This is a genomic window from Flavobacterium suzhouense (assembly GCF_042684765.1).
Classification (GTDB): Bacteria; Bacteroidota; Bacteroidia; order Flavobacteriales; family Flavobacteriaceae; genus Flavobacterium; species Flavobacterium suzhouense.
In genome coordinates this window covers 132,073-150,723 of the sequence record NZ_JBHUMD010000024.1, presented here as the reverse complement: position 1 = coordinate 150,723, position 18,651 = coordinate 132,073, and the positions used below count along the sequence as shown (strand labels likewise).

Sequence of the window (18,651 nt, the reverse complement as noted above, 5' to 3'; positions counted from 1 at the left end):
CCTAACCGATACTTATGAAAAAATTCCTTCTTTGGTTTGTCGGCATTATTGCTGCAATCATTGCCCTGATGTACATTTTTGATGTTGATTATCTTATAAAAGCTGTTCGCGTAGTGTATCTTCACGGTAAGACTACCGCCTATCTTGACGATTATACCCATTTTGATAACCGCACCATTAAAAAAGGCACTTCACAACCCTGGGCTACCCATAAGGAGTATAATAAAGTAAAGGCGACCCAAAGACTTGAAGAAGTTCATAAAGAGCTTGGTACCGTAGCCTATCTTATCATTAAAAATGACAGTATCTGGCACGAAAGCTATTACGACGGTTATGGTAAAGACTCCAAATCGAACTCTTTCTCTATGGCAAAAACGGTGGTTACAGCCGCTATGTTTAAAGCCATTATGGAAGGCAAGATAAAAAGCCTTGACCAACCTGTTTCCGATTATTTCCCTGAATTTGGCAAAGGCGTTGCAGCAAAACTTACTGTAGGCGATTTATCTTCTATGAGCACAGGCCTTGACTGGGGTGAGCAGTACAGCAGTGCATTTTCCATAACTACCCGCGCTTACTTTGGCGACCACTTGTGGGACACCATGCTTGGAGTTCCGGTTATAAAAGAACCGGGTAAAGAATTCGAATACGTAAGCGGTGCTACTGAACTTCTGGCAATGGTAATTACCAAAGCCACCGGCGAAACACTTTCTGACTACGTATCTAAAAAATTCTGGCAGCCTATGGGGGCCGATAACGATGCGCTCTGGCAAATTGACAAACCTGACGGTATCGAAAAAGCTTACTGCTGCATTGCCAGTAATGCCCGCGATTTTGCCCGCTTTGGAAAACTGCTTAAACATAACGGAAAATGGAACAATGAGCAGATTTTAGATAGTACGGCTGTAGCCAAAATGACGCATGCCCGTTTTCCTGCCTCACCGCAGTATGCCTATGGCGTTTGGTTAAACAACTATATGGGTAAGGACATGTATTACCTTCGTGGGCACCTGGGCCAGTTTGTAATCGTGATTCCGGAAGATGATATCATTATCGTTCGCTTAGGCCACATCAAAGGACTACAAACTACGACCGACCCGCACAGCAACGACTTTTATGTATATGTAGACGAAGCCTACAAAATGATGGGACTTATGAAACCCAACGAAGGCAAAGGCAACAGCCTGCCCATGACTAAAGAAGAGGCAGAAGTAACAGTAATGAAAAAGTAAAACAACCCCGATTGGTCTTTGCGAGCCTGCCTGCCGGCAAAGGCAGGGAGGAACGACGAAGCAATCTCAGATTGCCACGCTCCATTATATTGCGCTCGCAATGAAGAAACGTTGACAAAATATGCTAGAAAGAATAAACCTCGAAAATATACTTTTCCTTGATATAGAAACGGTTCCCGAACAGCCTAACTATACCCTTCTTGACGAAGAGACCCAGCTCCTTTACGACCTGAAAACACACTATCAGCGTAAAGACGGGCAATCACCTGAAGAATTTTATGAAAAAGCAGGCATTTGGGCGGAGTTTGGCAAGATCATATGCCTTTCTGTGGGTTACTTTACATTTAAGGGAGATATCCGCCACTTCAGGGTAACGTCTTTTCATGGGGAAGAGTCAAAAATATTAAAAGACTTCAACAACCTGCTGAACAATCACTTCAGTCAGCCACAACATATCATGTGCGGACACAATGCCAAGGAATTCGATTTTCCATTCATTGCACGTCGTATGATCATCAACAACATTGCGATACCGCTTAAGCTGAACCTCTTTGGCAAAAAACCTTGGGAAGTACCTCATCTGGACACCATGGAGCTTTGGAAATTTGGCGATTATAAAAGTTTTACTTCACTAAAGCTACTTACCAAAATATTAGGCATTCCCTCGCCCAAAGGCGATATCGACGGCAGCCAGGTAGGTTATGTATACCACGTAGAGAAAGACATTGACCGTATAGTGACCTATTGCGAAAAAGACGTTATCGCAGTGGCACAGGTACTGCTTCGTTTTAGAAGAGAAGAGCTTTTGGTGGATGATGAGATTATACATGTTTAGTGGTTTGAAGTCCGAAGTCAGAGGCTCCATTCACTATCCATATTACCAATATACCATATCCTAACTTCGGACATCCGACTTCGGACTTCGGACAAAAATGCCTATTTTTACTTCATGAATAACCCTCTCCTCCATATAGACCACGTTACCATTTCAGCCCGTAAAGAAGGCCAGTGGATTCCCATAGTAAAAAACAGTTCATTTACTTTGAATGAAAATGAGATACTTGGTATTGTGGGTGAATCAGGTTCAGGTAAATCGGTTACTTCATTAGCCGTTATGGGCTTATTACCCAAAGGTATATTGGCTATAACCGAAGGAAAAATTGAGTTTGATGGCAAGGATACTTCGGCCATGAGCCAAAAAGAGCTTCGCAACCTCCGTGGGAATGACATTGCCATGATCTTTCAAGAACCTATGAGTTCGCTGAATCCGTCATTAAAATGTGGCTATCAGGTAGAAGAAATATTAAAAGAACATACATCACTTACCGCGGCAGCAATAAAACAGGAGGTACTTTCTCTTTTTGAAAAAGTAAAACTTCCCAACCCTGAAAAGATATACAACCGTTATCCGCATGAGATATCGGGAGGGCAAAAGCAGCGCGTTATGATCGCTATGGCTATTGCCTGCAAGCCTAAAATACTTATTGCCGACGAACCTACCACGGCTCTTGATGTTACCGTTCAGCAGGAAATCATACTATTGCTGAAAGAACTACAGCAGGAAACCAAAATGAGCATCATCTTTATTTCGCATGACCTTTCATTGGTATCTGAGATTGCCAACAGGGTCATCGTGATGTTTAGGGGTGAAATCGTTGAACAGGGCGAATCGGAAGAGATATTCCATGATCCAAAACATACGTATACCAAAGCGCTTATCAGTTCGCGCCCGTCATTAGACGTTCGCCTTAAGCGACTGCCTACTATACAGGATTACCTTGAAGGTACTGTAAATCCGGAAGAGATAACGCCACAGCAGCGCGCAGCACATCTGGAAAAACTATACAGCCAAATGCCATTGCTGGAAGTAAAAAATGTAGAAAAAGAATACGTATCGTCGGCAGGATTATTTGGTAAAAATGTGCATTTCAAAGCAGTTGATGATGTAAGCTTTAAGATATACGAAGGCGAAACTCTTGGCCTTGTGGGCGAATCGGGTTGCGGCAAATCAACACTTGGCAATGCCATACTGCAGTTAGACAAAGCTACTGCCGGAACGATACTATACCGTGGTGTTGACCTAACAAAACTATCACCCGGAGAAATTCGCGACCTGCGCAAAGAGATACAAATCATTTTTCAGGATCCGTATTCATCGCTTAACCCGCGTATTACTGTAGGGAAAGCCATCATGGAACCAATGCAGGTGCACAAGCTTTACAAAAATGACAAGGAACGTCGTGAAAAGACCATCGAAATACTAAACCGAGTAGGATTGGGCGAAGAACACTTTAACCGTTATCCACATGAGTTTTCGGGAGGTCAGCGACAGCGTATCGGGATTGCCCGAACCATTGCCCTTCAGCCCAAACTTATCGTTTGTGATGAGTCGGTATCGGCACTGGATATTTCGGTACAGGCACAGGTCCTTAACCTGCTTAACGAGCTAAAGGAGAACTTTGGCTTTACCTATATTTTTATTTCGCACGACCTTGCCGTGGTAAAATACATGAGCGATCAGGTACTGGTTATGAACAAAGGAAAAATTGAGGAAATGAATGAAGCCGATGCACTGTATGCGCATCCGCAGAAAGAATATACTAAGAAGCTAATTGCCGCTATACCAAAGAGTTAATGGAAGACTTCAACAGACAAGACCACTGGCAAAACATCTACGACACCAAGCAATTAACGGATGTAAGCTGGTACCAGCCGGTACCACAAACATCACTTGATTTCGTTATAAAGAACAACCTGCCTAAAAATGCTAAAATTATTGATATAGGTGGTGGTGACAGCTTTTTTGCTGAGCAATTACTTGATATAGGTTATACCGATATCACTGTGTTGGACATATCAGAAAAAGCACTGGAAAGAGCTAAAGAAAGACTGGGCGATAACGCAGGTAAAATAAAATGGATTGTTGCCGATGCTGCACATTTTGAACCTGTAGAGAAATATGATTTCTGGCATGATCGTGCGGCTTTTCATTTCCTTACCGAAGAAAAAGACATTATCAATTATGTTATCATTGCCAATGCAGCACTAAGTAATAATGCACTACTTGCAATAGGAACATTTTCTGAAAATGGTCCTAAAAAATGTAGCGGTATTGATATAAAGCAATATTCTCAGGAAGAATTAAACGAAGTCTTCGCTAAAGGTTTTGAAAAACTGGAATGCTTCAATATTGACCATAAAACTCCATTTGATACGATACAGAATTTTACGTTTTGTAGTTTTAGAAAAAGATAGGCGTATACTATGCTATTTCGACCGGAGTACAGCGAAGTGAAGACTCGAGGCTGAAGTAAATCTCAATTAATAGAACGCGGATGACGCGGATTTTGGCGAATTCCCGCGGATTTAGCTACAGTACCTAAAAAAAGCCCTCTCTAACGAAAGGGCTTTGCTACATAATAATCGAGATTAATTCTTTGAATATTTTATATTCCTTGTAAATTCTGCATCTTTTACCTGCTTACCATTTACTATTTTATATCGTGTCTGTTTTATCCAGTTTAGGTTTTTATCATACACATATTTATAATAATATTCGTCTGATTTTACCAGATCACCATTTTCATTAACGACCTCGTCTTTATCATATATTGAATCGTCTATTTTGGCTTTGTGAGTTGATATCACATTTCCACGAGGTCCAATAGAAGTAATCATGACACTATTACTTTGAAAGTCATATTCTGCAACTTCTTTACCAAAATCATCGGTACGATCAGTAGTTACTTTCAATTCTATTGGGTATCCTTTTTCATTATTGATAATCTTGGTAGTACTTACTACTTTTCCCTGCTGGTTCTTATCTATTACCCCAATAAAAAAACCGTTATTGTCATATTCATAAAAAGCAGTCTCACTTGCAAAACCTTTTGCATTTATCAGGTGTTCGAATTTTCGCGCAAGCTTTTTTACTCCTGTAGAATCATACATAAAGGTTAAACGGTCAGTCATTTTCCCACTGTCATCATACCTTACTTCTGATGTAACCCTATTTTGATTGTTAAAAAGAGTTACTTCTTTTTTGGTCACTTTAGCTCCTGAAGCATCATAAATAATACTATTTTCAGTTATCTCGCTAACACTTATTCCTTTTCTTAAATCATCAGGGCTATCATGATGCAAAGCAGTATAAATGCTTTGCGCAGATACTGAGGTACATAGAAAATATAAAATACTGAAGTATTTTAATTTAATCATTACTTCTATTTTTAATCGATCACCATTTCAGGGATATCACCCTCAATGATAAGATTACCTTCTGTTGCTTTTATAATGTCTTCAACAGTTACTCCCGGAGCACGCTCTAACAATTTAAAGCCTTCCGGTACGATCTCAAGAACCGCGAGTTCCGTAACTACTTTCTTCACGCATCCAACACCCGTTAGCGGTAGCGAACAACGCTTAAGCAATTTTGATTCGCCTGCTTTGTTTACGTGCATCATGGCAACGATGATGTTCTCAGCCGAAGCTACAAGATCCATCGCTCCACCCATGCCTTTTACCATCTTACCCGGAATTTTCCAGTTGGCAATATCTCCGTTCTCTGCTACTTCCATAGCGCCAAGAATGGTAAGGTCAACCTTCTGTGCGCGTATCATTCCGAAGCTTAGTGCTGAATCAAAGAATGATGCACCCGGTAATGTTGTTATAGTTTGTTTTCCTGCATTGATGATATCAGCATCCTCCTCACCTTCAAACGGAAACGGACCCATGCCCAATACCCCGTTCTCACTCTGAAATTCTACCGATATATCGTGCCTAACGTAATTGGCAACAAGGGTTGGTATACCAATACCAAGGTTAACAAAGTAACCGTCTTTTACTTCTTTCGCAATTCTCTTCGCGATTTGTTCCTTTCCTAGTGCCATATTAACTTCTTTGTCTTACTGTTCGTTGTTCAATGCGTTTCTCGTATCGTTCTCCTTGAAATATTCGTTGAACGAATATGCCAGGAATATGGATTTGGTTCGGGTCAAGCTCTCCAGCCGGAACAAGCTCTTCTACCTCAGCGATAGTAATCTTCGCAGCACCTGCCATACATGAGTTAAAGTTCCTGGCAGTACCTTTAAAGATAAGGTTACCCGCTTCGTCACCTTTCCAAGCTTTTACAATAGAAAACTCAGCTTTAAAAGCCTCTTCCATAATATGCATCTTTCCGTTGAATTCACGTGCTTCTTTACCTTCAGCCACTTCAGTACCGTAACCCGCAGGTGTAAAGAAAGCCGGGATTCCTGCCTGTGCAGCACGGCATTTTTCGGCAAGTGTACCCTGAGGTGTAAGCTCTACTTCAAGTTCGCCACTAAGCATCTGCCTTTCAAACTCGGCATTTTCACCTACGTATGACGATATCATTTTTTTGATTTGTTTCTTTTGCAGCAGCAGTCCAAGGCCAAAATCATCAACTCCGGCATTGTTAGAAATACAGGTAAGATTGGTTGTTCCTTTTTTAACCAGTTCGTTAATGCTATTCTCCGGAATACCACAAAGGCCAAAACCGCCAAGCATTATGGTTACGCCGTCTTTTATATCGTGCAGCGCTTCCCCAACGTTTTGCACTTTTTTATTAATCATACAATAGAATTTAGTTTTCGCGTATAAATATATAAAAAAACGCCTTCTTTCGAAGACGTTTTGTATAATTTAAAAATCAAACCCTGTCATATCTACATTCAGGGTATCTGATGCAGTAGTATCCTTGACGACTGGTTTGGCACAATCTACTTTAATAGACAGGTTAGCCGGTCGTTCGAATGGTCGTTCTGAAATCTTATACTCAATAGTGTCGTCGGCATAACATTTCTTCATGAATAAACCGAATATCGGTAGCGCCATGGTAGCGCCCTGACCATAAATAAGCCCTTTAAAGTGAGCCGAACGGTCTTCGTTACCTACCCATACACCCGTTGCCAGGTTAGGCACCATACCGATGAACCATCCGTCAGACTGATTTTGGGTTGTTCCCGTTTTACCGGCAACAGGATTTACGATTTTATAAGGATAACCTGTCATACGGTTATAGCCCGAACCACCGGCACCTCCCCATTTCAGCCTTGCTCCCGATCCACTCTCGGTAACACCTTCAAGCAGCTTAATGATAGCATAAGCAATATCTTTACTCATAACGTCTTTTGTTTCCATTTTACTTTGGAATAACAATACGCCATTTTTATCTTCAATCTTACTGATTACAATAGGTTTTACATATACCCCCTGATTAGCGAATGTACTATATGCCGCCACCATATCACTAACTGTAATATCAACTGCTCCAAGCGCAATAGATGGCTGCTCAGGTATCTTGCTTTCCACACCAAGCTTGTGGGTAAGATCTACCACTGCTTTAGGACCAACCCTGTCTATCAGTTTAGCTGAAATTGTATTCACTGAGTTTGCAAGGGCTTTCTTCAAAGTGATCGGCCCCATAAACTGTCCGTTAGAGTTTTGCGGATTCCAGTCAGCATCAATACCATATTTTCCTTTCGGCATACTGAATGGTGCATCTACCACGGTATCACACGGCGATAAATGTAGCTGCTCGATAGCTGCTGCATATACGAAAGGCTTGAAGGTAGAACCTACCTGTCTTGCACCCTGCTGTACGTGATCGTATTGGAAGTGTTTGTAGTTAATACCACCCACCCATGCTTTTACGTGTCCGTCGATTGGATTCATAGACATTACACCCGTTTGAAGGAAGTGTTTGTAATAACGGATAGAATCTATTGGTGTCATTACAGTATCTCTTTCTCCTTTCCAGGTAAACACTCTCATGTCGGTTTTTACCTTAAACGAAGCTATGATTTCATCTTCATCCTTGCCTTCATCCGTCATTATCCTCCAGCGCTCCGAGTTGCGCATTGCCCTGTCTAATATCTTATCGGTTTCAGCCTTAGATATGTTTACGAAAGGTGCGTTTGTATTCTTTTTCTGCTGGATAAAAAATTCCTCCTGAAGATTTGCCAAGTGCTCTTGTACTGCCTCTTCGGCATACTGTTGCATTTTAGAATCGATAGTTGTATATATTTTAAGACCATCACGGTAAATATCATATTCCGATCCGTCATCTTTAGGATTATCCTTAACCCATTTTTTCATGTAGTCCCTAAGGTACTCCCTAAAATAGGTAGCCACACCTTCGTTATGGCTTTCGGGATTATAATCGGTTACTATAGGCTGGGCTGCGAGTTTCTCCTTAGTTGACTCATCCAGTTTTCCGTATTTTACCATCTGGCTTAATACCGTGTTCCTGCGAGCTAGTACTTTTTCTTTCCTTTTTTCCTTCATTGGGTTGTACAACGAAGGGTTCTTAAGCATACCTACAAGCACGGCTGCTTCTTCAACCTTAAGGTTTTTAGGCTCTTTACCAAAGTATATTTTTGATGCCGAACGTATACCCACCGCGTTGTTTACAAAATCAACAGTATTAAAGTACATAGCGATGATCTCTTCTTTTGTATACTGCCTTTCAAGCTTGGTTGCGATAATCCATTCTTTAGCTTTCTGTACAATCCTGAAAAGGAAAAATCTTGAGCCTTCCCCATGGAAAAGGTTCTTGGCCAACTGTTGCGTTATTGTACTCGCACCACCACTGCCTCCAAGTGTAACCATAGCTCTTAATGTACCTCTGGTATCAATACCTGAGTGCTCAAAGAAACGCTCATCCTCGGTAGCAATCAACGCATCTACCAGTGATTTAGGAAGATCGGCATACTTAACCGGTGTACGGTTCTCAAGGTAAAATTTACCTATGGTCTGACCATCTTCCGAAATAATTTCCGTCGCTACGTTAGAATCTGGATTCTCTAATTGCTCAAAGTCGGGCATTCTTCCGAATACTCCCCACGAAGCCAAAAGGAAGAAAAGGAATATCGACGCAAAGCCTATCCCGAAAATCTTCCAGAACTTTTTTACAAAATATTCAGCCGGATGATCTCCGGAATTTGTATTTGATTTTTTTGTTGTCTTCTTTATCGCCATCTTCAATATTATTCTGTTGACTCAATTCTAAAACCTACATCAGTTACCCCGTCAAGTTCATTAACGCCCGGCACTTCACCACCCTTTCTCACCGCCTGCTGAATGGTTACGGTATACTTACCCGCCTTAGGGAATCTTACATTTTCCTTATACCAAAGCTTGCTCTCCTTAATATCGGTAAACCCCTGCCCCATAAGGCTCCCATCGGGGTTTGCCATGGGGTATTCCAGCGTATCTACCTTTACAAGCTTGCTGCCCGGCTCCTGAAGCTGAACAATCAGGAACAGGTTACTGTACGGATAATCATTGTTATTTCTAACGTTAATAAACATATTATATTTTGACACCGTATCCTTTTGGTCAAAGCTAAAAGACACTTTATTATCTTTTTTCCACTTGCCATCAAGCTCCTTGTATTCGTCAAACACACGGGTCTTGTCGCAGGAGATTACCAAAAAAAGCATGCCAAATACAGCAAGGCTATTCCGTAGGGCTGCCACCGGTATTCTTGTCGTTACCATTTTTCTTATTTCGGTTTTTATGGTTTCGGTTCTTATTCCTGTTATTAGGTTTTCTTTCGCCTTCAGGTCTTTCGGCATTTGGATTTTCACCTTGTGGCTTTTCAGCCTGAGGTCTTTCCGTTCTTGGTTTCTCCGGTCTTTCAGCGTTGTTGTTCCTGTTCTCGTTAGGTCTTCTCTCGCCTTTAGGCCTGTTATTGTTGTTCCTGTTTTCGTTAGGCTTTCTTTCGCCTGTAGGCTTATCATTGTTCACTCTTTCCGGACGCTCAGGTCGGTTATCCCTGGCCTCCTTGTTTGCAGGAACTATTTTGTTAGACGGTCTTTCGCCAGCCGGCCTGTCCTGTCTTTTATCGGCAGGGGCATGCTCCCGTTTTTTGTCTTTTCCTGGTCTTTTCCTTTTCTTAGGTGCGTCAAAACGCGTAAGACTGTCCTGACCCATAGCATTCTGGAATGTTTTTTCTACTTCCGGAGCTACTTCTTCCACAGCATAATCCTCAAGTGAGCTTACACGCTGTTTCAGTTTATTCAGTTCTACAATTTCTTTTACCTGATCGGCTTTAAGCACATGCCAGTGAGCCATATTATTAGTGTAGGCAAACCACATCAGCCCTTTAAATATGTCTACCTTCTGGCAAACAGCATCACCTTTTTCGGTATATACTTTGGTATCCATATCCGGCAGGCCTTTCAGCGCATCCAGATAGGTGTCCAGTTCATAGTTAAGACAACATTTAAGCTTACCGCATTGTCCGGCAAGTTTTTGTGGATTCAGCGATAACTGTTGGTAACGCGCCGCAGAAGTGTTTACACTCCTAAAGTCCGTTAGCCATGTAGAGCAGCAAAGCTCACGCCCGCATGATCCAATACCCCCAAGACGTGAAGCCTCCTGACGGAAACCTACCTGTTTCATCTCGATACGGGTGCTGAATTCGCGTGCAAAATCTTTGATAAGCTGTCGGAAATCGACACGGTCGTTTGCCGTGTAATAGAACGTCGCTTTCGACCCATCACCCTGGAATTCGATATCCGATATCTTCATCTCAAGGTTAAGTCGAATCGCGATTTCCCTTGCCACTACCTTCATCGGTTCTTCCTTATCACGCGCTTCACTCCAGATATCAATATCCTTTTGCGATGCCTTCCTGTAAATCTTCGCAATCTCTGCGTTGTCTTTTACATTCTTTTTCTTCATCTGTACCTTTACCAGTTCGCCGGTAAGGGTAACAATGCCTATATCGTGACCCGGAGAAGCCTCAGTAGCAACAATGTCGCCCATGCTCAGGGTAAGTTTTTCAGTATTTCGGTAAAACTCTTTTCGCCCGTTCTTAAAGCGCACCTCAACACAGTCAAAAGGCGCTTCGCCTCCCGGGAGGCTCATATTTGATAACCAGTCGAAGACCGTTAGTTTATTGCAACTGTCCGTCCCGCAGGTCCCGTTATTCTTACATCCTCTGGGTTGTCCATCCTTGGATCCCGTAGAACAGTTTGTACATGCCATAGTTCGTGTTTATATATAGATCGCGGCCCGGCCGCTACTTGTTCGTAAAATGTTTTTGCGGGTAAAGATAGTATTTTTTTACGGGAATGTTGTTAAGGGTTTTGATTGGAGCGAAGCTCACTGACTGTAAACTGTTTAACAACATTATACCTGCCTTTATTATGAAATATTGAACGCGGATGACAAGGATTGAACGGGTAGACGCGGATTCTTTCCTTCGCATGAGTGAGACGCGCATTCAGGTTTCCCCTCCTTCGAAAAGTGTTGCGCCGCGGCGAATGGGGTGGTTTTAATTTACTTTGACCACCCCGGCTTTCAGCCACTCCTCCGAAGGAGGGGAAGCCTACTCATACATATCCTCACCCCATCCCTCTCCAAGGGAGAGGGTGAAGCTTCACTCGACCATACTAAGAATCTGCTTCGCTCCCCTCTCGATTGGAGAGGGGCTGGGGGTGAGGAAAACAAGGGTGAGGCCACAAAAAAACCTGCACTCTCATGCAGGTTTCTTAATTATATAAATTAGGTGTTACCCTATAACTTTAAACAATTTGTCGGAAAGACGGATCCTGAACGGAACGCTGAAGGTAACTTTATCGCCTTTTGCAGCGGTAGTACCCTCCTGACCGTTAACGCGCATTTTTTCAATAACCAGTTGCTGTTCGCCTGTAGTAGGACCTGAAATGATTACCGTATCGCCAACAGCCAGTTCGTTTTCCATAATGAACTGCGCTACTTCCGCTTTCGGGAAATAGTGCTCGCCTTTACCCACCAGTGTTTTTCTGATTCGTGGGCGAACGGTTTTAGTTTTGGCAGCAGTACCTAAGGCAACATCAGAAACTTCCGTTCCGGTTTTCTTGAAGGTAAGGCGGTCGGCTTTACCTTTTTTGAAGATCATGTTTCCGTTCATGATACCACGGCGTAATGCTCTCTGCTCTTCAACAGGCAGGTTAACCACATCCTGGCACGCTTCAGAACAACAATTTTGTGAAGCGTCCTTACACTCATCACACTGGATAAACAGCAGGTGACACGCCTCGTTAGCACAGTTGGTGTGGTTGTCACATGGCTTACCGCACTGGTGGCACTGTGAAACGATATCGTCGGTAATACGCTCACCAAGGCGTGCATCGAATACGAAGTTCTTACCTATGAATTTGCTCTCTAATCCTTCAGCCTTTACCTGGCGTGTATATTCAATGATACCGCCCTCAAGCTGGTACACATTCTGGAAACCTTTGTGTTTAAAGAACGCCGATGCCTTTTCGCAACGGATACCTCCTGTACAGTACATCAGCAGGTTTTTGCCCTCTTTATATTCTGAAAGTTGCTCTTCGATGATTGGCAACGACTCACGGAACGTGTCCACATCCGGAGTGATGGCACCACGGAAATGGCCGATCTCGCTCTCGTAGTGGTTACGCATATCGACCACGATAGTGTCAGGGTGTTCTAACATGTCATTGAATTCCTGTGCTTTCAGGTGTACTCCGATATTGGTCACATCAAAAGTATCGTCGTTAAGTCCATCGGCAACGACTTTATCACGAACTTTAATGGTAAGTTTAAGGAAAGAAAGGTCGTCCTGCTCCACCGCCACGTTAAGGCGAATGTCTTTCAGGAACGGGATAGTATCTAAATGATCTTTGAATTCATAGAAATGATCAGCCGGAAGCGAAAGCTGGGCGTTGATACCCTCTTTAGCAACGTAAATTCTCCCTAAAACCTCCAGTGGGTTCCAGGCTAAGAAAAGCGAATCGCGAAATTGTTTTGGATCAGAAATGTGTGCGTAGGCATAGAAAGACAGCGTAAGGCGCTGTTTACCGCTTTCCTCGATCAGGGCGGTTCTTTCCTCTGCGCTTAAAGTGTTGAACAGTTGCATGCTATACAATTTTAAGTGAGATATTTTCAGTATGTTGTTGGTTCACAATGGCGGAACCGGCTGCAAAGGTAGAAAAATTATTTAATTTGAAAAATCTCCTTTTGATTTAAAATAAGCTTCGTCAAGCCTATCCAATTCTTCTTCAGAGATAATCCTGCCATTAGCAATATCATCTTCACTCATGGTAAGCATTTCGAGTTGTTCAGATGTTAATGATAATATATTAGAATTGACAGGAGGCATATTCATTTAGAGTTTATAATCCATAATTAGAAATACTTTTATTTTTTTGAAAATTCGGATCTCATTTTCTTGACTACATTTTTCCATTCAGGAGAAGGAAAATCTCCCTGTCTGCTAATCCAGTAAGCCTCTGATTTTAAATCCAACACCAATCTTGCTACTCCAACTTGAGCCAAAGTCCATGATTTCCCTCTTATTTTCCTCTCTACTTCTGGTAATATATCTTCAATCTCAGTGCACATTTTATCAAATTCTTCTAAGCTAATATCATATTCTATAAATTCTTCTAAAAGATCACCAGTTGACTTCTCTGCTATCGAATGCCTAGGGAATTTAAAATCAAGGTATGCTTGTAAACTATCAAGATTTAAATCTTGCATTACATCAAACTCAAAAACACCTTTGTTTTCAGAAATTAAAGATTTCCTAAAATCTTCTTTCTCATTTTTTAAATCTTGAAATTGGCCATCAGCTATCTCCAGTAAAGCGCTCAGTTGATAAAGTTTCCTTCTAAACGCTATTGGGATATCTTCTTTTTTCTTGTATGCTAATTTATGTTCAATATCAGCCCACGCATGCATAAGTATAGTTCTTACTTGAATTTCTGCTTTTAAATTCTCTAAGTTTCTATAATTAGGTGCTTTTGCCCAATCTTCTTTTATTTTAACAATATAATGATGAGACCTATAACCAAATCTATCAGGTTCAAAATTTCCAGTTTTATCAATAGATTCAATAACGTCAAATTCTTGAGCTATTACCTGAGCTATTCTTTGTAAATCAGTTGGATAAAAACATACTATTCTCAAACCGCAAAAATCTTCAATTTGCTCAATCGGATCATCATATCCTTTTCTTTCAATTTTTTCCTGATAGGATTCAAATTCTTTAATTCTAAAAGAAACTGTATGGAAAGAAATTTCATTATCTACTAGAAAACCTTCTAACGCGTGTTTAAGGTTTTCAGCCAATTTTAAATGATCATGTTTGTTTTTCAAGTAATCTTTTTGTACTTCCTCCTTATTCATATCCTTAAAAATTATTGTGAACTAAATTATCAATTTTCCTTAAACCATTAATTTAATGTAAGATTCTTTTTAACATAAATAAACTTATCCACAACCCTCATCCTCACATTGCCACACCAAAAAAAAGCATTATTTTTACCCAAAATCATATACAAAAAATGAGCGGAGATAAAGAAGCAAAACTGAAGGCATTACAGCTTACATTAGATAAACTGGACAAGGCTTACGGTAAAGGAACGGTGATGAAACTGGGCGACCAGGCTGTTGAAGAAGTTGAGTCAATCCCATCCGGATCGCTGGGTGTAGACCTTGCCCTTGGCGTTAACGGTTACCCTCGCGGAAGGATAATAGAAATATACGGACCTGAATCGTCAGGTAAAACCACACTTACGCTTCACGCTATTTCTGAAGCGCAAAAAGCAGGCGGTATCGCTGCCTTTATTGATGCCGAGCACGCGTTTGACCGTGTGTATGCAGAAAAACTTGGCGTTGACATCGAAAACCTTATCATATCACAGCCGGACAATGGTGAGCAGGCATTAGAGATTGCCGAGAACCTTATCCGTTCGGGTGCTATTGATATCGTGGTAATCGACTCGGTTGCGGCACTTACACCTAAGAGCGAGATCGAAGGCGAAATGGGAGATTCTAAAATGGGTCTTCACGCACGTTTGATGTCTCAGGCACTTAGAAAGCTTACCGCTACTATCAGCAAAACCAACTGTACGGTATTCTTCATCAACCAGCTTCGTGAGAAGATCGGTGTGATGTTCGGTAACCCGGAAACCACTACGGGTGGTAACGCACTTAAGTTCTACGCTTCGGTAAGGATAGACATCCGCCGTGCTGCGCAGATCAAAGACGGTGAGAACGTACTGGGTAACCGCACAAAAGTGAAGATCGTTAAGAACAAAGTGGCACCTCCTTTCAAAACCGCTGAATTCGACATCATGTATGGCGAAGGCGTTTCTAAAACAGGTGAGATACTTGACCTTGCGGTAGAGTTCGAGATTATCAAGAAATCGGGCTCATGGTTTAGCTACGGCGACACCAAATTAGGCCAGGGACGCGACGCTGTAAAAGCCCTGATAAAAGACAATCCGGAACTCGCTGAAGAGCTTGAACTGAAAATAAAAGAGATGATAAAAGAACAGGCATCTTAAATTTATAATTAAAACCCGATTTTTTCGGGTTTTTTTATTGCTATTACGCAACCTTTTACGTTTTTTGTATCTATCTATAAACCGGTTTTTTACGCTGATTGATTTATGAAAAAGATTTTACTATTATTTACAGCATTATTTATTCTTTCATCATGTAACATGGAGCCTGATGAAGCACCACAATATAATGTTGAATTCCTGCCTGCCGACTGGGTTATATTCCCACAATGGGTAGAGCCCGGCCATACCTATGAGGTAAGGGTTGGCTTTACAAAACCTAACGGCTGTTACCTGTTTGACCATTTTGTTTCTGAAAAAGACGGCAATGCCGTGGTTATTGCCATACAAACAATGGTGCGCCTTGAAGGTGAATGCAGGAATTATGAAAAAGAAAATAAAGACGAGCAAAGCTTTACTTTTTCGTGTGACGAAAGCTATGCCCTCGCTAACGATATCTACACCTTTAAATTCTTTACAGGTTATGATGTAGAAGGCAACAAAACATACGAACAGATCGTGATACCGGTTAAAAAATAACTTAAACTAACATATAATTTGGGTTTAGATCAGCTCATAAAGGATTGCCAGCAAAACAGCATCCGGGCGCAGGAACAGCTATACAAGCTTCTTGCTCCTAAGTTGTTTGCGGCTTGTCTTAAGTATTCGCGCAATCGTGCGGATGCCGAAGATAACCTACAGGATGGTTTCCTGCTGATCTTCCAGAAAATTGGCCAGTTCCAGTTCAAAGGTTCCTTTGAAGGCTGGGCAAAAAGGGTGATGATAAACAATGTACTGCAACGCTACCGCTCTGAAGGTATCTTCGAACTGGTTAGCGAGAACATACCCGATGTGGCCGAAGTTGAAGTGGATAGCGAAGGCATATCTATGGACTACCTTGTAGGTATTATCCAGGAACTGCCGGACCGTTACAGGATGGTTTTTAACCTGTATGTAATTGACGGTTATTCGCACAAAGAAATTGCTGAGATGCTGGGCATTACCGACGGCACCTCTAAATCGAACCTTGCCCGTGCAAGAATGATATTAAAAGAAAAAATTGAAGCCCTGCAGGGCAATAGCATACCGACTGCAAAATGAATGAGAAACACAATATAGACAGGTTATTCCAGGAAAAGTTCAAGGACTTTGAAGTGGCTCCCCCTGAATTTGTATGGGAAAACATACGGGAGGAACTCCAGGAAGAAAAAAAGACAAAAGGAAAGGTCACCCCTTTATGGCTAAGGCTATCGGGTGTGGCAGCACTATTGCTGCTGGGCGGACTACTTGCCACATTGTTCTTTAACGATGCGGAAAACCCTGCCACAAATGCTCCGGCTGTAGTAGTTGAAGATCAAAACGCTACTCCGGCAAACACTGTTATGCCATCATCTCCTGATGCAACTGCTCCTACACAGGCCGGCCCATCGGCTACGGGAACAGAAACAGGAACAGCTTCTCAAAACAACATATCTACTAACAACAATACAGCTGTTGCGGTTAGCGAAGAAGCCGCACAGAATAACGAACAAAATTCGGCTACACAAACAAACAGCCGCAACCAAAGAGCAAATTCGGCAGCTAACGGCTTTGGCAGCAAAAACAATAATGCTGTTGCTTATGACAGGAACGCTGCCAACACGTCAACAACTAATAAAAACAACAGCAATGCCCAAATGCAAAACAGCAATGCAGTTGCCGGTACACAGAACTCAAACAGCAAAAACAATAAAAACGGTATCAATACTGCTGACAATAACGGCATAGCACCTAATTCACCTGCTAACGAAGGTATTGCTACCACAAACGGCAAAACAGCGGGATCAAACACAGGCAGCAATACAGGTCTTACGAATGCTGCGAATACGGCGCAAAGACAAAATGGCAATGCGACATCTACAGCAACTGAAGGTATCGCAGCAACCGATGCAAAATCATCAGGCAGCAATGTAGGCAGTACACCTAATAATGGAAATACAACCCAGAAACAAAATGGCAACGCTAACACTACGCCAATTGCTTCTGAAGGTATTGCCGGTACAGATGCTAAATCATCAATCAAAAATACAGACAGTACCAATCCTGCTGCCAACAGTAATCTGCAAAAACAAAATGCTGCTAACGGTATAGCCTCTGCCAACGACGCAGCTACTAAAGAAAATGCTTCGGGCACAAATACCACAAGCGGCACAAACGACCCTGCTGCTAAAGGCAACGTAATCATCGACAAGAATATTCCGGTAGGTGGTGAAGTAGCACAAACTGTAGTTGACACCAATAAAGTGGTTCCGCAAAACGAGCTTGAAAAACTGCTTGAGGAAAAACTGAAAGGAGAAGAAAAAGACAAGGAGCTTGCCGAAAACAAAAAGAGTAAAGACCGCTGGAACATAAGACCTCAGGTTGCTCCGGTATTCTACAACTCGCTATCGGCAGGATCGCCAATCAATGAACAATTAGCCGGAAACAGCAAAAGCTACGATAACGACCTGAGCTACGGTCTTGGCATTAACTATGCCGTTACCGACAGGATAAGCATACGTTCGGGTATCAACAGTGTTAACCTGAACTATTCAACAAACGATATTGCCTATTATGCATCGCTAAACGGCGGAACTTCAAATATCGGAACTGCTAAAGCAACAGGTTTTGTCATTCAGCCTGCCGATGCTGCAGCTCCGGATGTATTCCTTATAGATGGGCAAAGCACACAGCTTGTTGAAGGTTCGATGATTCAGAAAACAGGATACATAGAGATTCCTTTGGAAATGAGCTATGCATTGGTAAATAATAAATTTGGTGTAGACCTTATAGGTGGCGTGAGTTCGCTATTCCTTAATGAGAATAATGTGAGCGTGGTATCATCTACCGGTATGAGCACCGAGGTAGGTAAGGCACAAAACCTTAACAACCTACACTTCAGTACTAATTTAGGTGTTGGTTTCAAATACAAATTCTGGGATTCGTTCCAGGCCAGCTTTGAACCTACATTCAAATACCAGGTGAACGCCTACAGCAGAAATGCAGGTAACTTTAAACCTTATTTCGTTGGGCTTTACTCGGGTGTAAGTTTTAGTTTCTAAACCTTGTTGGTTAGGTTC

17 protein-coding genes are annotated in these 18,651 nt (G+C 42.0%); 8 read left to right on the top strand and 9 right to left on the bottom strand.

The annotated features are described in order from the left end of the window. Nucleotides 1-14 precede the first annotated feature (14 nt). The 4 genes from ACFSR3_RS10145 (at nucleotide 15) to ACFSR3_RS10130 (ending at nucleotide 4,484) form a co-directional block, all read left to right on the top strand. Nucleotides 15-1,229 (top strand): serine hydrolase domain-containing protein, encoded by a 1,215-nt coding sequence (locus tag ACFSR3_RS10145; protein WP_379820865.1) that lies wholly within the window; start codon nucleotides 15-17, stop codon nucleotides 1,227-1,229. Between the two features lie 121 nt (nucleotides 1,230-1,350). Beyond that, nucleotides 1,351-2,064: a 3'-5' exonuclease gene (locus ACFSR3_RS10140; RefSeq protein WP_379820864.1), complete on the top strand. Its 714-nt coding sequence runs from the start codon at nucleotides 1,351-1,353 to the stop codon at nucleotides 2,062-2,064. Between the two features lie 114 nt (nucleotides 2,065-2,178). Then, the gene (locus tag ACFSR3_RS10135) at nucleotides 2,179-3,864 is read left to right on the top strand and encodes an ABC transporter ATP-binding protein (protein WP_379820863.1); all 1,686 of its coding nucleotides are present in this window, start codon (nucleotides 2,179-2,181) and stop codon (nucleotides 3,862-3,864) included. Further along, nucleotides 3,864-4,484, top strand: coding sequence for a class I SAM-dependent methyltransferase (locus ACFSR3_RS10130; RefSeq protein WP_379820862.1), 621 nt, complete (start codon nucleotides 3,864-3,866; stop codon nucleotides 4,482-4,484). Before ACFSR3_RS10135 ends, ACFSR3_RS10130 begins: the two co-directional genes overlap by 1 nt. 174 nt (nucleotides 4,485-4,658) lie before the next feature. Here the strand turns inward: ACFSR3_RS10130 and ACFSR3_RS10125 are convergent, their stop codons facing one another. The 9 genes from ACFSR3_RS10125 to ACFSR3_RS10085 all read right to left on the bottom strand — a co-directional run bounded on the left by ACFSR3_RS10125 (nucleotide 4,659) and on the right by ACFSR3_RS10085 (nucleotide 14,393). Beyond that, nucleotides 4,659-5,447 (bottom strand): hypothetical protein, encoded by a 789-nt coding sequence (locus ACFSR3_RS10125; RefSeq protein ID WP_379820861.1) that lies wholly within the window; start codon nucleotides 5,445-5,447, stop codon nucleotides 4,659-4,661. A gap of 11 nt (nucleotides 5,448-5,458) precedes the next feature. Beyond that, nucleotides 5,459-6,118 carry a 3-oxoacid CoA-transferase subunit B gene (locus ACFSR3_RS10120; RefSeq protein WP_114758661.1) on the bottom strand — a complete coding sequence of 220 codons (660 nt, stop codon included), beginning with the start codon at nucleotides 6,116-6,118 and terminating at the stop codon, nucleotides 5,459-5,461. Nucleotide 6,119: 1 nt separating this feature from the next. After that, nucleotides 6,120-6,821: a CoA transferase subunit A gene (locus tag ACFSR3_RS10115; RefSeq protein ID WP_114758662.1), complete on the bottom strand. Its 702-nt coding sequence runs from the start codon at nucleotides 6,819-6,821 to the stop codon at nucleotides 6,120-6,122. A gap of 69 nt (nucleotides 6,822-6,890) precedes the next feature. Further along, the gene (locus ACFSR3_RS10110) at nucleotides 6,891-9,227 is read right to left on the bottom strand and encodes a penicillin-binding protein 1A (RefSeq protein WP_114758663.1); all 2,337 of its coding nucleotides are present in this window, start codon (nucleotides 9,225-9,227) and stop codon (nucleotides 6,891-6,893) included. Nucleotides 9,228-9,235: 8 nt separating this feature from the next. Continuing rightward, nucleotides 9,236-9,748 carry a gliding motility lipoprotein GldH gene (locus ACFSR3_RS10105; RefSeq protein ID WP_114758664.1) on the bottom strand — a complete coding sequence of 171 codons (513 nt, stop codon included), beginning with the start codon at nucleotides 9,746-9,748 and terminating at the stop codon, nucleotides 9,236-9,238. Continuing rightward, entirely contained in the window at nucleotides 9,708-11,243 is a 1,536-nt protein-coding gene (locus ACFSR3_RS10100) for a PSP1 domain-containing protein (protein WP_379820860.1), read from the bottom strand. Before ACFSR3_RS10100 ends, ACFSR3_RS10105 begins: the two co-directional genes overlap by 41 nt. Nucleotides 11,244-11,769: 526 nt before the next feature. Next, nucleotides 11,770-13,122 carry an oxygen-dependent tRNA uridine(34) hydroxylase TrhO gene (trhO, locus tag ACFSR3_RS10095; protein WP_379820859.1) on the bottom strand — a complete coding sequence of 451 codons (1,353 nt, stop codon included), beginning with the start codon at nucleotides 13,120-13,122 and terminating at the stop codon, nucleotides 11,770-11,772. A gap of 81 nt (nucleotides 13,123-13,203) precedes the next feature. Beyond that, complete coding sequence (locus ACFSR3_RS10090; protein WP_379820858.1) at nucleotides 13,204-13,365, bottom strand: hypothetical protein; 162 nt, start codon at nucleotides 13,363-13,365, stop codon at nucleotides 13,204-13,206. Between the two features lie 38 nt (nucleotides 13,366-13,403). Next, entirely contained in the window at nucleotides 13,404-14,393 is a 990-nt protein-coding gene (locus ACFSR3_RS10085; RefSeq protein ID WP_379820857.1) for a GTP pyrophosphokinase, read from the bottom strand. A gap of 158 nt (nucleotides 14,394-14,551) precedes the next feature. Between ACFSR3_RS10085 and recA the strand changes: the two genes are divergently transcribed. The 4 genes from recA (at nucleotide 14,552) to ACFSR3_RS10065 (ending at nucleotide 18,633) form a co-directional block, all read left to right on the top strand. After that, nucleotides 14,552-15,556, top strand: a complete 1,005-nt coding sequence (recA, locus tag ACFSR3_RS10080; protein ID WP_379820856.1) for a recombinase RecA — start codon at nucleotides 14,552-14,554, stop codon at nucleotides 15,554-15,556. Between the two features lie 105 nt (nucleotides 15,557-15,661). After that, nucleotides 15,662-16,093, top strand: a complete 432-nt coding sequence (locus ACFSR3_RS10075; RefSeq protein WP_379820855.1) for a membrane lipoprotein lipid attachment site-containing protein — start codon at nucleotides 15,662-15,664, stop codon at nucleotides 16,091-16,093. Nucleotides 16,094-16,111: 18 nt separating this feature from the next. Continuing rightward, nucleotides 16,112-16,654, top strand: a complete 543-nt coding sequence (locus tag ACFSR3_RS10070) for an RNA polymerase sigma factor (protein ID WP_379820854.1) — start codon at nucleotides 16,112-16,114, stop codon at nucleotides 16,652-16,654. Beyond that, on the top strand, nucleotides 16,651-18,633 hold the full coding sequence (locus tag ACFSR3_RS10065) for a hypothetical protein (RefSeq protein ID WP_379820853.1): 1,983 nt from the start codon (nucleotides 16,651-16,653) through the stop codon (nucleotides 18,631-18,633). The genes ACFSR3_RS10070 and ACFSR3_RS10065 overlap by 4 nt, the downstream gene beginning before the upstream one ends. Nucleotides 18,634-18,651 lie beyond the last annotated feature (18 nt).